General features: G+C 73.0%; 12 protein-coding genes and 1 riboswitch. Of the genes, 6 read left to right on the top strand and 6 right to left on the bottom strand.

Annotation, left to right across the window (positions count from 1 at the left end; genetic code table 11):
- The first annotated feature begins 18 nt into the window (after window positions 1-18).
- From HGB54_RS10405 to HGB54_RS10395, 3 genes are all read left to right on the top strand, one after another.
- A complete protein-coding gene (locus HGB54_RS10405; protein ID WP_168916362.1) occupies window positions 19-1,002 on the top strand; it encodes a Gfo/Idh/MocA family protein in 984 nt (327 codons plus the stop codon).
- Between the two features lie 76 nt (window positions 1,003-1,078).
- The gene (locus HGB54_RS10400; protein ID WP_168916361.1) at window positions 1,079-2,575 is read left to right on the top strand and encodes a D-alanyl-D-alanine carboxypeptidase/D-alanyl-D-alanine-endopeptidase; all 1,497 of its coding nucleotides are present in this window, start codon (window positions 1,079-1,081) and stop codon (window positions 2,573-2,575) included.
- 14 nt (window positions 2,576-2,589) lie between these two features.
- The gene (locus HGB54_RS10395; protein ID WP_168916360.1) at window positions 2,590-3,174 is read left to right on the top strand and encodes an isochorismatase family protein; all 585 of its coding nucleotides are present in this window, start codon (window positions 2,590-2,592) and stop codon (window positions 3,172-3,174) included.
- Window positions 3,175-3,235: 61 nt separating this feature from the next.
- On the opposite strand, the gene HGB54_RS10390 is transcribed toward HGB54_RS10395, so the two are convergent.
- Window positions 3,236-5,083, bottom strand: a complete 1,848-nt coding sequence (locus HGB54_RS10390; RefSeq protein ID WP_168916359.1) for an ABC transporter ATP-binding protein — start codon at window positions 5,081-5,083, stop codon at window positions 3,236-3,238.
- Between the two features lie 123 nt (window positions 5,084-5,206).
- Here HGB54_RS10390 and HGB54_RS10385 point away from each other — a divergent pair, with 123 nt between their 5' ends.
- Genes HGB54_RS10385 through HGB54_RS10375 form a run of 3 tightly spaced genes read left to right on the top strand, consistent with a single transcriptional unit; the run spans window position 5,207 to window position 7,784 of the window.
- Window positions 5,207-6,133 (top strand): ABC transporter ATP-binding protein, encoded by a 927-nt coding sequence (locus tag HGB54_RS10385; RefSeq protein WP_168916358.1) that lies wholly within the window; start codon window positions 5,207-5,209, stop codon window positions 6,131-6,133.
- Window positions 6,130-6,972 carry an ABC transporter permease gene (locus HGB54_RS10380; RefSeq protein WP_228545796.1) on the top strand — a complete coding sequence of 281 codons (843 nt, stop codon included), beginning with the start codon at window positions 6,130-6,132 and terminating at the stop codon, window positions 6,970-6,972. The genes HGB54_RS10385 and HGB54_RS10380 overlap by 4 nt, the downstream gene beginning before the upstream one ends.
- A complete protein-coding gene (locus HGB54_RS10375; protein WP_168916357.1) occupies window positions 6,969-7,784 on the top strand; it encodes an ABC transporter permease in 816 nt (271 codons plus the stop codon). The genes HGB54_RS10380 and HGB54_RS10375 overlap by 4 nt, the downstream gene beginning before the upstream one ends.
- A 69-nt stretch (window positions 7,785-7,853) precedes the next feature.
- Here the strand turns inward: HGB54_RS10375 and ribH are convergent, their stop codons facing one another.
- From ribH to HGB54_RS10350, 5 genes are all read right to left on the bottom strand, one after another.
- On the bottom strand, window positions 7,854-8,324 hold the full coding sequence (gene ribH, locus HGB54_RS10370) for a 6,7-dimethyl-8-ribityllumazine synthase (protein WP_168916356.1): 471 nt from the start codon (window positions 8,322-8,324) through the stop codon (window positions 7,854-7,856).
- Window positions 8,321-9,604, bottom strand: a complete 1,284-nt coding sequence (gene ribB / locus HGB54_RS10365; protein WP_168916355.1) for a 3,4-dihydroxy-2-butanone-4-phosphate synthase — start codon at window positions 9,602-9,604, stop codon at window positions 8,321-8,323. The genes ribH and ribB overlap by 4 nt, the downstream gene beginning before the upstream one ends.
- The gene (locus HGB54_RS10360; RefSeq protein WP_168916354.1) at window positions 9,601-10,206 is read right to left on the bottom strand and encodes a riboflavin synthase; all 606 of its coding nucleotides are present in this window, start codon (window positions 10,204-10,206) and stop codon (window positions 9,601-9,603) included. The genes ribB and HGB54_RS10360 overlap by 4 nt, the downstream gene beginning before the upstream one ends.
- A 5-nt stretch (window positions 10,207-10,211) precedes the next feature.
- Window positions 10,212-11,249: a bifunctional diaminohydroxyphosphoribosylaminopyrimidine deaminase/5-amino-6-(5-phosphoribosylamino)uracil reductase RibD gene (gene ribD / locus HGB54_RS10355; RefSeq protein WP_228545795.1), complete on the bottom strand. Its 1,038-nt coding sequence runs from the start codon at window positions 11,247-11,249 to the stop codon at window positions 10,212-10,214.
- 69 nt (window positions 11,250-11,318) lie between these two features.
- Window positions 11,319-11,469: riboswitch (FMN riboswitch) on the bottom strand.
- 35 nt (window positions 11,470-11,504) lie between these two features.
- The gene (locus HGB54_RS10350; RefSeq protein WP_168916353.1) at window positions 11,505-12,533 is read right to left on the bottom strand and encodes a sugar-binding transcriptional regulator; all 1,029 of its coding nucleotides are present in this window, start codon (window positions 12,531-12,533) and stop codon (window positions 11,505-11,507) included.
- Between the last annotated feature and the right edge of the window lie 35 nt (window positions 12,534-12,568).

Raw genomic sequence — 12,568 nt, 5'->3', positions numbered from 1 at the left:
CCGCGGGAAGGCCGCACTGTGAGCACTCGACCGCGCTGGGGGATCCTGGCCACGGGCGGCATCGCCCGAGCGATGACCGGCGACCTGCTGCTCGCCGGCCACACCGTCACGGCGGTCGGCTCGCGCCGGCCCGAGGCCTCCCAGGCCTTCGCCGCCGAGTTCGGCATCGCGAACGCGCACGGCTCGTACGAGGCGCTCGTCGCCGACCCCGAGGTCGACGTCGTCTACGTCGCGACCCCGCACTCGCACCACGCGGCCAACGCGATCCTCGCGATCGAGGCCGGCAAGCACGTGCTCGTCGAGAAGGCCTTCACCCTCACGCAGGCCGAGGCGCAGCGCGTCGCCGACGCCGCCGAGCAGGCGGGCGTCGTCGTCATGGAGGCGATGTGGACGCGGTTCCTGCCGCACATGGTGCGCCTGCGCGAGATCCTCGCCTCGGGGATCCTCGGCGAGGTGCGCACCGTGCTCGCCGACCACACCCAGGCCCTGCCCACGAACCCCGAGCACCGCCTGCAGAACCCCGAGCTCGGAGGAGGGGCCCTGCTCGACCTCGGCATCTACCCCGTGGCCTTCGCCGTCGACGTGCTCGGCATGCCGCAGGGCGTGCACGCGCACGCCGCGCTCACCCCGACGGGCGTCGACCGGCAGACGGCGATGATCCTCGACTACGCCGACGGCCGGCAGGCGGTGCTGCACACGGCGCTCGACACCGCGGGCCCGAACCGCGCCGCCGTCATCGGCACCGAGGGCTCCATCGAGATCGACCGCACCTTCTACGTGCCCACCTCGTTCACCGTGCGCGACCGCGACTGGAACGAGATCGAGCGCTTCGAGAGCGACGTCGAGGGGCGCGGCATGCAGTTCCAGGCCGCCGAGATGGAGCGGCGCATCGCCGGCGAGGCGGCCAGTTCCCTCCCGCTCGACGAGACGGTGGCGATCATGAGCCTGCTCGACGAGGTGCGCCGCCAGATCGGCGTGCGCTACGCCGCCGACGACGCCTGATCGGGCGGGCCGCGGCGGCGCCGACCGCGATACCGGCCGGGATGCCCCTGCCGGGGCCCCTGCGTATCATGGCCGGGTGACGCAGCCCTCCGACGACGACGCCGCGCCCGCGCCGGCCCGCCCGAGCCGCAGCCTCCTCACCCCGGGCCGCCGCCGCGCGCTCGTCGTCACCGCGGCGGTGCTCGGCGCCCTCGCCCTGCCGGCCGGCGCGCTCTTCGCCGGAGCGGCGGTGGGGGCGCGCGAGCTCGCCCCCGCGTCGGCCCCGGCGCCCACCGGCTCGAGCACCCCGGCGCCGACCCCCACGGCCGTCGTCGACCCGCCGCGCACGGCCCCCACCGTCGCGGTCGAGTCCAGCCGACTGCGCACCTGCTCCATCCAGAGCCTGGCGAGCGATCCGGTGCTCGGCAGCTTCTCCGCCGCGGTGGTCGACGCCGCCACGGGCGAGCTGCTCTTCGACCGCGGGGCCGACGAGCCCGTGCGCACCGGCAGCGTCATGAAGACCCTCACCGCCGCCGCGGCGCTCGCCGTGCTCGGCCCCGACTACCAGCTCGTCACCCGCACCGTCACCGGCGAGACCCCGGGCTCGGTCGTGCTCGTGGGCGGCGGCGACGCGACCCTCAGCCGCACCGCGCCCGGGCAGGAGAGCGTCTACCCCGGTGCTCCCAAGCTCGCCGACCTCGCCGCGCAGACGATCGCCGCCTACCGCGCGGCCAACGGCGCGGACGCCGTCATCACCGAGCTCGTGCTCGACGCCGGCTACTGGAACCCCGACGACCGGTGGCACCCCTCGTGGGATCGGGGCGAGCAGACCCAGGGCTGGCTCTCGGAGGTGGTGGCCCTGCAGGTCGACGGCGATCGGAACGATCCGAGGGCCGTGCAGTCGTCGCGCAGCACCGACCCGGTCGGGCGCGCGGGGCAGTGGTTCGCCGAGGCGCTCGCGGCGGCGGGCAACCCCGGCGTGAGCATCCGCCAGGGCAGCGCCACCGGCGAGGCGGCCCCGCTCGCCGAGGTGCGCTCGCAGCCCGTGCGCACCCTCATCGGGCAGATGGTGCCGTTCAGCGACAACACGCTCGCCGAGATGCTCGCGCGCGTCATCTCGCTGCAGCAGGGCCTCGGCGGCTCGGCCGCCTCGATCGACGACGCCTACGCGCAGGCGCTCGCCGGCTACGGCATCCCGGTCGACCGCCTGACGATCATCGACGGCTCGGGCCTCAGCGACCTCAACGCGGTGCCGCCGGTCTACGCGGCGCAGCTGGCCGTCAAGGTCGACGCCGGCGAGGGGGCGCTCGGCGTCGTGCGCGACGCCTGGCCGATCGCCGGCCAGACCGGCACCCTCACCAACCGCTACACGGGCGACAACGCGGCGGCGCGCGGGGCCGTGCGGGCGAAGACCGGCCTGCTCGCCGACGGGCACATGCTGAGCGGCAGCATCCGGGCGGAGGACGGCACGCAGCTCGCCTTCTTCTTCTCGGCCACCGCGCCGGGCCTCGGCGAGAGCAACGGTACCCGGGTGCAGCTCGACACGCTCGCGACCGCGGTGTTCCGCTGCGGCGACAACCTCTCGACCCTCTGACCGGAAGGCCCGCCATGACCCGCGCCCTGCTCATCATCGACGTGCAGAACGACTTCACCGAGGGCGGCGCGCTCGGCGTCGACGGGGGAGCGGCGGTCGCGGCCGGCATCACCGAGCACCTGCGGGCGGCGGGCGGTGACTACGCCCTGGTCATCGCCTCCCGCGACTGGCACGACGGCGAGGGCGACAACGGCGGCCACTTCGCGCGGGATGCCGATCCCGACTTCGTGACGACGTGGCCGGTGCACTGCGTGGCCGGCACCGCGGGCGCCGAGTACCACCCCGCCCTCGATGCGGGCGCCGTCGACGTGCACGTGCGCAAGGGGCAGGGCGTGCCCGCCTACTCGATCTTCGAGGGGACGACCGACGAGGGCCTCGCCCTCGCCGAGGTGCTCGACGAGGCGCGCATCGACGCGGTCGACGTCGTGGGCATCGCCACCGACTACTGCGTCCGGGCTTCCGCTCTCGACGCCCTCGGCGCCGGACGCTCGGTGCGCGTGCTCGAGGGCCTCGTCGCCGGCGTCGCCGCCGAGTCGAGCCGCGCGGCGCTCGCCGAGCTCGCGGCGGCGGGCGCCGAGGTCGTGCCCGCGCGCGACTGAGCCGCAACGCGCCTGGCTCGACCGCGTCGGACCCGCCGCGCGGCGGGCCGGCCGCGCCGCCTCAGACCAGCAGCTGGTGCTTCGCCAGGTCGCGGTAGAGCGGCACCGCGGCGACGAGCTCGCTGTGCGTGCCCGTGCCGACGACGCGGCCGTGGTCGAGTACGACGATCTGGTCGCTGTCGACGACCGTCGAGAGCCGGTGCGCGATGACGATGAGGGTGCGGTTCTCGGCGACCGCGTCGATCGCCTCGCGCATGAGCTGCTCGTTGCGGCCGTCGAGCGAGGAGGTCGACTCGTCGAGCAGCAGGATGGGCGGGGCCGCGAGCAGCGCGCGCGCGATCGCGAGCCGCTGGCGCTCGCCGCCCGAGAGCATGACGCCGTCCTCGCCGACCTGCGCGTCGAGCCCGGCGTCGGTGCGGTCGAGCACCTCGCCGAGGTTGACGCTGCGCAGCACGGCGATGCACTGCTCGTCGCTCGCCTCGGGGGTGCCGAGCAGCAGGTTCTGCCGCAGGGTGCCGGCGAGCACGGGGGCGTCCTGCTCGACGTAGCCGATGCGGCTGCGCAGCTCGGTGCGGTCGAGGGCGCGGATGTCGACGCCGCCCATCCGGATGACGCCCTCGGTCGCGTCGTAGAAGCGCTCGATGAGCGAGAGCACGGTCGACTTGCCCGCCCCGCTCGGGCCGACGAGCGCGGTGCGCGATCCGGTCGGCACCTGGAAGCTGACGCCGCGGAGCACCGTCGTGTCGCGCTCGACCTCCCCGGCGACGGCCGCCGCGGCCTTCTCGGCCTCCGTGCGGTGGGCCTGCTCGGGGTAGCGGAAGCCGACCGCGTCGAACGCGAGCGCGACGTCGGCCGAGGAGGCGTCGGCGGGCGCGGGCTCGAGAGCGGCATCCCCGTCGGTCTCGCTCGGCAGGGCGATGATCTCCTGAATGCGGCCGAGCGCGCCGAGCGCCGAGTTCACGCTCGTGATCGCCCCGAAGGCCTGACCGAGCGGGCCGATCATGAGGAAGAGGAACAGGATGAACGCCACGAGGTCGGCGATCTCGATGGCGCCGGAGGCGACGCGGAACCCGCCGACGCCGAGCACGACGAGGAACGAGACCTGCAGCGCGATCGACGAGATCGGCACGACGAGGGCAGAGATCTTCGCGACCTTGATGCCCTGCTCCCACGCGCCGCGGGCATCCGCCTCGACGCTCGCGATCTCGCGATCGGTCGCGTTCGCGGCCCGCACGGTGCGCACGGAGGAGATGGCGCGCTCGACGGCCGCGGCGAGGTCGCCGACGCGCTCCTGCGCCTTGCGGCTGGCGACCCGGATGCGCGCCGAGAGCACGACGACGGTGACCACCGAGACGGCGATCACGAGCAGGGTGAGCCCCAGCAGCAGCGGGTCGATGACGAGCATCGCGATGAGCGCGCCGACGAAGGTCAGGCTGCCGCCGATCGCCTCGACGAGGCCCTGCGTCAGCACGGCCCGCAGCAGGGTGGTGTCGCTGCCGACGCGGCTGACGAGGTCGCCCGTGCGGCGCTGGTCGAACTCGGCGATGGGCAGGTGCAGCATGCGGCGCACGAGGCTGCGGCGGCTCGAGAGCACGACGCCCTCGCCGGTGCGCTGCAGCAGGTAGTGGCCGAAGCCGCTCAGCAGGCCGCTGACGACGACGAGCAGCACGAGCAGCGCGACGAGACCGCCGAGGTCGCCGCCGCCCTCGACCACGGTGATGACCTGACTGACGAGCAGCGGCTGCGCGAGCGAGGCCCCGGCGCCGAGCACGCTGATGACGATGACCCACGAGAGCACCTTCTTGTGCTCGAGCAGGTACGGCATGAGCTGCGAGAACGTGGCCCGCGGGCCGTCGTCGGGGGTGCGGCCGAAGCCGCGGCGCGGGCGGGCGGGGGCGGGGGTGCTCATGGGTTCCTTCGACGGCTCGGGATGCTGCGCTCCAGTCTGCCGGAGCGGCCGAGCCGCACCGCCCGTGTTCGCTGACAGGGTGGCCGCCGGCGGTGTCGGAGTGCCGGGATATGCTCGACTCCCGTGCCCCAGCCCGTCATCTCCGCGACGTCGCTCACGAAGACCTACGGCGACTTCACCGCCGTCGCCGGCATCGACTTCGAGGTCGCGCCGGGCGAGTCCTTCGGCCTGCTCGGCCCGAACGGCGCCGGCAAGTCGACGACGATGCGCATGGTCGGCGCCGTCTCCACCCGCACGGCCGGCGAGCTCTCGATCCTCGGGCTCGACCCCGACCAGCACGGGCCCGACATCCGCTCGCAGCTCGGCGTCGTCCCCCAGCAGGACAACCTCGATCAGGAGCTGCGGGTCCGCGACAACCTGCTCGTCTACGGCCGGTACTTCGGTCTGCCGCGCTCCGTGATCGCCGAGCGGGCGGATGCCCTGCTCGAGTTCGCGCAGCTGACCGACCGCAGGAAGGCCAAGGTCGACGACCTCTCCGGCGGCATGAAGCGCCGCCTCACGATCGCCCGCGCGCTCATCAACGAGCCGCGCATCCTGCTGCTCGACGAGCCGACGACGGGCCTCGACCCGCAGGCCCGGCACATCCTCTGGGACCGCCTGTTCCGCCTCAAGGAGCAGGGCACCACCCTCGTTCTCACGACGCACTACATGGACGAGGCCGAGCAGCTGTGCGACCGGCTCGTCGTCGTCGACGAGGGCCGCATCATGGCGGAGGGGTCGCCCGCCGCGCTCATCCGCGAGTACTCGAGCCGCGAGGTGCTCGAGGTGCGCTTCGGCAGCGATAAGAACGCCGAGGCCGCCGAGCGCCTGCAGGGCATCGGCGACCGCCTCGAGGTGCTGCCCGACCGCGTCCTCGTCTACGGCGAGGACGGCGAGGCCGCGCTCGAGCGCATCACGCAGCTCGGGCTCGCGCCGATCACCTCGCTCGTGCGGCGCTCGAGCCTCGAGGACGTCTTCCTGCGTCTCACCGGCCGGAGCCTGATCGAATGACCTCTCTCGATACCACCCAGGGCCTCGAGCGCGACGACGCGCGCCGTGCGGTGCAGGGCGGCGCCGCCCCGCGCCGCTTCGGCGCCTGGTACGTCGCCGAGCACCGCCTCCTCGCCATGAAGGGCTACGCGGGCGACGCGCTCTTCCAGAGCCTCGGCAACCCGTTGATCTACCTCTTCGCGCTCGGCGTCGGCCTCGCGAGCCTCGTGCCGCAGGGCGTCGGCGGGGTCACCTACCTGCAGTTCGTCGCCCCCGCGCTCATGGCGACGGCGGCGATGACGGTCGCGGCGAACGAGACCAGCTACCCCATCCTCTCCGGCTTCAAGTGGAACCCGATCTTCTTCGGCATCAACGCCTCGCCGATCGCGCCGGGGCAGATCGTGTCGGGCATGTTCATCCAGATCGCCCTCCGGGCGCTCGTCACGGTCGCGATCTACTTCGGCGTGATCGTGCTGTTCGGCGCCATCACCTCGCCGCTCGGCGGGCTCGCGATCCTCGTCGCCACCCTCACGGGCATGGCGATCGGCACGGTGATCGCCTCCTACACCTCGACGATCGTCGACGACAAGGGGCAGATGGCGATGCTGCAGCGCTTCGGCATCACGCCGCTGTTCCTGTTCTCGGGCACCTTCTTCCCGCTCGAGCAGCTGCCGATCCTCCTGCAGCCGATCGGCTGGGTGTCGCCGCTCTGGCACGGCACCGAGCTCGGCCGGGTGCTCACCTACGGGCACGTCGAGCCCCTGTGGCTCTCGGTCACGCACGTCGGCTACCTCGCCGGCCTCGTCGTCGTGGGCCTCTGGGCCACGCGTCGGCACTTCGCCCGGAGGCTGAACAAGTGACCGCCGCGACCGCCCCCTCCCGCACGCCCGCGCGCGGCGCGCTGTACGCCGGCAACACCCGTGCCGTCATCGCGCGCGGCCTGCTCGCCACGCGCAGCACCAACTACCTCGTCGTGCTCAGCGGCTTCTTCGAGCCGGTCTTCTACCTGCTCTCGCTCGGCATCGGCTTCGGCGCCCTCGTCGGCTCGGTGCAGACCTCGACGGGCCAGGAGGTGCCGTACGCGGCGTTCATCGCCCCGGCCCTGCTCGCGGTCTCGGCGATGAACGGCGCCGTCTACGACTCGACCTGGAACGTCTTCTTCAAGCTCAACCACTCGAAGCTCTACCAGGGCATGCTCACGACGAGCCTCGGCCCGCTCGACGTCGCGCTCGGCGAGATCTTCCTCGCCCTCCTGCGCGGCGCCATGTACGCGGTGGGCTTCATGGTGGTCATGCAGGTCTTCGGCCTCAACCTCGCCTGGACGGCGCTGCTCGCGCTGCCCGCCGTGCTGCTCATCGCCTTCGGCTTCGCGAGCATCGGGATGGCGATCACGAGCTACATGAAGACCTTCCAGCAGATCGAGTGGGTCACCTTCATCATGCTGCCGATGTTCCTCTTCTCGGCGACGTTCTACCCCATCACGGTCTACCCGGAGCCCATCCAGTGGCTCATCCAGGCGCTGCCGCTGTGGCACGGCGTCGAGCTCGTGCGCGGCCTCACCACGGGCGCGCTCAGCGGCATGATGCTCGTGCACATCGGCTACTTCCTGGTCATGATCGCGATCGGCATCGTCTTCACGACGAACCGGCTCCGCGCGCTGTTCCTGAAGTAGCCGACGGACGACGACGGCGCCCGCCCCTGATGAAGGATGCGGGCGCCGTCGTGACCGGCTCTGGGCGGCTCAGCCCCGGATGACCCGCAGCGCCTGCGCCGTGGCGAGGGCGGCCTCAGCCGCCTCGGCGCCCTTGTCCTCCTTCGAGCCCGGCAGGCCGGCCCGGTCGAGGCCCTGCTGCTCGTCCTCGAGGGTCAGCACGCCGAAGCCCACGGGCTTGCCGGTGTCGAGGGCGACGCGGGTGAGGCCGTCGGTCGCGGCGGAGGACACGAACTCGAAGTGCGGCGTGCCGCCGCGGATGATGACGCCGAGCGCCACGACCGCGTCCGCGCCGTTCTCGAGCGCCGCCTTGCTCACAACGGGCAGCTCGAACGAGCCGGGGGCGGCGTACTCGACGATCGTCGCGCCGGAGGCCTCGAGCACGCGACGTGCGCCGGCGAGAAGGCCCGCGCTGATCTCGGCGTGCCACTGACCGGCCACGATCGCGACCGTGAGGCCGGTTCCGTCGACGTTCAAGGTGGGGCTTCCTGCTCCGCTCATGCGGTGCGTCCTTCCATCTGGGCGTACACGGGGGCGCTGGTGATGCTATCGGGCAGGCGGTGGCCCATGCGGTCGCGCTTCGCGCTGAGGTAGCCCTGGTTGTCGTCGCCGACGCCGACGAGCAGCGGCACGAGGGACGAGACCTGGATGCCGTACTGCGTCAGCTGGCGCTGCTTCTCGGGGTTGTTCGACAGCAGGCGCACGCGCGAGACGCCGAGGTCGCGCAGCATGTCGCTCGCGGCCTGGTAGTCGCGCGAGTCGGCGGGCAGCCCCAGAGCGAGGTTCGCGTCGAGGGTGTCGTAGCCGTCCTCCTGCAGGCGGTACGCCTTGAGCTTGTTGATGAGGCCGATGCCGCGGCCCTCGTGGCCGCGCATGTAGAGCACGGCGCCGCCCTGGCGCTGGATGACGTCGAGCGCGGCGTCGAGCTGGGGGCCGCACTCGCACTTGAGCGAGCCGAACGCCTCGCCCGTGAGGCACTCGGAGTGGACGCGCACGATCATGTCGTCGTGGGGCATCCCGCTCACGATCGCCACGTGGTCGGCGCCCGTCTTGCGATCGCGGTAGGCGCGCATCGAGAAGGCGCCGTGGGTGGTCGGCACGGTCGTGGCGACCTCGAACGAGACGCTGCTGAGCGCCTCGGCGGCGGCGCCGGGGGCCCCGGCCGCGAACTCCTCGCCCGACTCCAGGTAGGCGAGCAGGTCGACGATCGTGATGACGACGACGCCCTCGCGCGCGCCGAACTCGATGAGCTCGGGCAGGCGCATCATCTCGCCGTCGTCGGCCACGACCTCGCCGATGACCGCGACGGGGCGCAGCCCGGCCAGGCGCATGAGCTCGACGGAGGCCTCGGTGTGCCCGGCGCGCTCCCGCACGCCGCCGTCGACCGCGCGCAGCGGGATGATGTGGCCCGGCCGGATGAGGCTCGCGGGCGTCGAGGCGGGGTCCGCGAGCACGCGCAGCGTGTGCGCGCGGTCGCGGGCGCTGATGCCGGTCGAGATGCGGTCGGCCGCGTCGACGCTCACCGTGTAGGCGGTGCGGCGCGGATCCTCGCTGTTCTCGACCATGAGCGGCAGCTCGAGGGCGTCGGCGAGCTCGTTGGTCATCGGCGCGCAGAGGTAGCCGCTGGAGTGCTTGACCGTCCAGGCCACCCACTCCTGCGTCGCGAGCTCGGCGGCGAGGATGATGTCGCCCTCGTTCTCGCGGCCCTCGTCGTCGGCGACGAGGACCGGTCGGCCCTCGCGCAGGGCGGCCAGCGCCTGGGGGATGCTTCCGATGCTCATGAGGTGGTCCTTCCGTCGAAGCGCGCGAGTCGCGCCACGTGCCGAGCGAGGATGTCGGTCTCGATGTTCACGAGCTCGCCGGCGGTGCGGCGGCCCAGGGTGGTGCGCTCGAGGGTCTCGGGGATGAGCGAGACCTCGAACCAGTCGTCGCCCGCCGCGCTCACGGTGAGCGAGATGCCGTCGACGGCGATGGAGCCCTTGTCGACGACGAGCGGGGCGTGGGCGGCGGCGAGCGCGAAGCGCAGCACGCGCCAGGTGCCCTCGTCGCGCACCTCGAGCAGCTCGGCGGTGCCGTCGATGTGGCCCTGCACGATGTGCCCGCCGAGGCGGTCGCCGACGGAGGCGGCGCGCTCGAGGTTGACGGTGACGCCCTCGGCCCACTGCGCGGGCGCCGACATCGCGAGGGTCTGCCCCATGACGTCGGCCGTGAACCAGTCGGGCCCCTGCTCGACGACGGTGAGGCAGACGCCGCTCACGCTGATCGAGTCGCCCGTCGAGGCGTCGCTCACGGCGAGCGGGCCGCGCACGGTCACGCGCCCGGCGTCGCCGGTCTTCTCCCAGGCGACGATCTCGCCGAGCTCTTCGATGATTCCGGTGAACATGCGGGTCACTCCTGGGGTGCGGTCGGTCGGGCGGTCACGAGCAGGTCGGGCCCGAGGGTCTCGATGCGGTGGATGCTCAGCCGCAGCGCCTCGGCCATCGTGCCGATGCCGAGGTCGTCGATGGCGGTGCGCGGACCGCCGAGCAGCAGGGGCGCGAGGTAGATCAGCACCTCGTCGGCGAGCCCGGATCGCAGGAACGCGCTCGCGAGCGTCGGCCCGCCCTCGACGTACAGGCGGCGGATGCCCCGCTCCTGCAGCTCGGCGAGCCCGCGCTCGAGGTCGCGGTGCCCGAGCTCGACGAGCCCCGCCGGGTGCGCGCGCAGCGCGGCATCGGCGGGCACGGGCGTGGTGCCGAACACCACGGGCAGCGGCTGGTGGGCGAGCAGCTCGCCGCCGTCGCCGCGCGCGGTCAGGGTCGGATCGTCGGCGAGAACGGTGCCCGTCCCGACCGCGATGGCGTCGTGCGCCGCGCGCTGCTCGTGCACGCGCTGCCGCGCGGCCGCGCCCGTGATCCACTGGCTCGTGCCGTCGGCGGCCGCGGCCCGGCCGTCCAGCGTCGAGGCCCACTTGACCGTGACGAAGGGGCGGCCGAGGCGGGCGCTCGTCAGCCAGGGCCGCAGCAGCTCGGCGGCGGCCTCGGCCTGCGGGCCCGCCTCGACGGCGATGCCCGCGGTGCGCAGGCGCTCGGCGCCGCCGCCCGCGACCTCGCCGGGGTCGGGGAGGGCGTAGACGACCCGGGCGACGCCGGCGTCGATGAGCGCCTGGGCGCAGGGCCCGGTGCGGCCGGTGTGGTTGCAGGGCTCCAGGGTGACGACGGCCGTCAGGCCGCGGGCATCGGCGACCTGCGCCAGCGCGTCGACCTCGGCGTGGGCGGTGCCCGCCCCGCGGTGCCAGCCCTCGGCGACGATCTCGCCCCGGGCATCCAGCAGCACGCAGCCGACCTGCGGGTTGACGCCGACGGCGGGGCCGCGGGCGGCGAGCTCGAGGGCGCGGCGCATCGCGGCGTCGACGCGCGAGGCGTCGATCGTGGCGGTGGCGGTCATCCCTGCAGTCCTTCGCTCGAGTTCCGAGCGCGGTCCGGGGTCGCGAGCAGGCGGCATCGATCTGCCGTCCGCGCGCTCCTCCCATCCGGACTCTCACCGTCGGTGCTGGAATTCCACCAGCTCAACCGTCCCCGTCGTCCCCGCCCGAGGGCTGAGGCTACGGTCGCGGGTCGCGGACTATGACCGCCGGCTCGGACTTTCACCGACCCCGGAGCGCGTTACGTGTGCAGTGTAGTGAACGCCCTCGCGCCTGGATTATTCCCGCATGCTTCCTGAGAGCTGCGCGCCCCGCTCGGGCGTCGCATCGAGGGCGGGGGCGGGGGTCTCGAGCAGGGCGCGCGCGCTGCCCTCGTCGATGATGAGGTCGGTGACGAGGTGAGCGGCGAGCGCTCCGAGCAGCCCGGGCAGCTTCGAGAGCCCCGAGACGACGCAGACCCGGCGGGGGATGCGGCGCAGCACCTCGAAGTCCGGCCCGGTCGCCCGGGCGTTGAGCGCGATGCCCTCGGTCGAGCCGTCGGCCCGGAAGAACACGGTCGCCACGTCGCCCACCACGTTCTCGTCGCTCAGCGACTGGTAGTCGTCGGGGTCGAGGTAGCCGCCGATGTAGACGTGGCTCGGGATGTCGGCGAAGGGCGAGCCCACGCCGAAGAGCGCGATGTCCAGTCGGGACTGCATGTCGAGCACGCGGCGCATGCTGCGCTCCTGCCACAGGTGGCGGCGGGTGTCGGGGGAGTCGAAGAAGGCGGGCACCGGGAACTGCTGCAGGCGCGCGGAGTACGACTCGGCGAACCGGCGCAGGATCTCGCTCGCGTAGTCGATGCCGGTGGTGTGGGTGTTGCCGGCGCCGTTGAGCTGCACGATGTCGCTGTTGTGGGTCTCCTTGGGGGAGAGGTGCCGCGAGATCGCGCTCATCGTCGACCCCCAGGCGACGCCCATCGACATGTTGGAGTCGAAGTACTGGTTGAGAATTCGTGCAGCACCGCGGGCCACGCGCTCCTGGCGGTCGACGTCGGAGGAGCCGCCGGGCACGGGCACGACGTGCGCGCTGACGCCGAACCGGCGCACGATCTCGCGCTCCCACCGGGTGGACATCTCGAGGGGCGAGCGGATGCGGATGTCGACGAGCCCGGATTCCCGCGCATAACTCAGCAGGCGGGAGACGGAGGAGCGGGACGTGCCGAGCTCGGAGGCGATCGCATCCATCGTGAGGTCCTGCATGTAGTAGAGGTGCGCGGCTCTCAGGGCGTCGCGCATCTTGATGCTCGGCGGCGGCGCAGCGGGCATGGAGTCCTCCGATTGGTCTGCACGTTCGTGCAAAC

The sequence above is a fragment of the Microcella flavibacter genome, assembly GCF_012530535.1.
In the GTDB taxonomy this organism is placed as follows: domain Bacteria; phylum Actinomycetota; class Actinomycetes; order Actinomycetales; family Microbacteriaceae; genus Microcella; species Microcella flavibacter.
This window is presented reverse-complemented; position numbering and strand designations above follow the sequence as displayed.

Coding starts and splice junctions, on each gene's coding strand:
- HGB54_RS10395 (WP_168916360.1), top strand. CDS start 2,590: ATGACCCGCGCCCTGCTCATCATCGACGTGCAGAACGACTTCACCGAG.
- HGB54_RS10390 (WP_168916359.1), bottom strand. CDS start 5,083: ATGAGCACCCCCGCCCCCGCCCGCCCGCGCCGCGGCTTCGGCCGCACC.
- HGB54_RS10380 (WP_228545796.1), top strand. CDS start 6,130: ATGACCTCTCTCGATACCACCCAGGGCCTCGAGCGCGACGACGCGCGC.
- ribH (WP_168916356.1), bottom strand. CDS start 8,324: ATGAGCGGAGCAGGAAGCCCCACCTTGAACGTCGACGGAACCGGCCTC.
- ribB (WP_168916355.1), bottom strand. CDS start 9,604: ATGAGCATCGGAAGCATCCCCCAGGCGCTGGCCGCCCTGCGCGAGGGC.
- HGB54_RS10360 (WP_168916354.1), bottom strand. CDS start 10,206: ATGTTCACCGGAATCATCGAAGAGCTCGGCGAGATCGTCGCCTGGGAG.
- ribD (WP_228545795.1), bottom strand. CDS start 11,249: ATGACCGCCACCGCCACGATCGACGCCTCGCGCGTCGACGCCGCGATG.
- HGB54_RS10350 (WP_168916353.1), bottom strand. CDS start 12,533: ATGCCCGCTGCGCCGCCGCCGAGCATCAAGATGCGCGACGCCCTGAGA.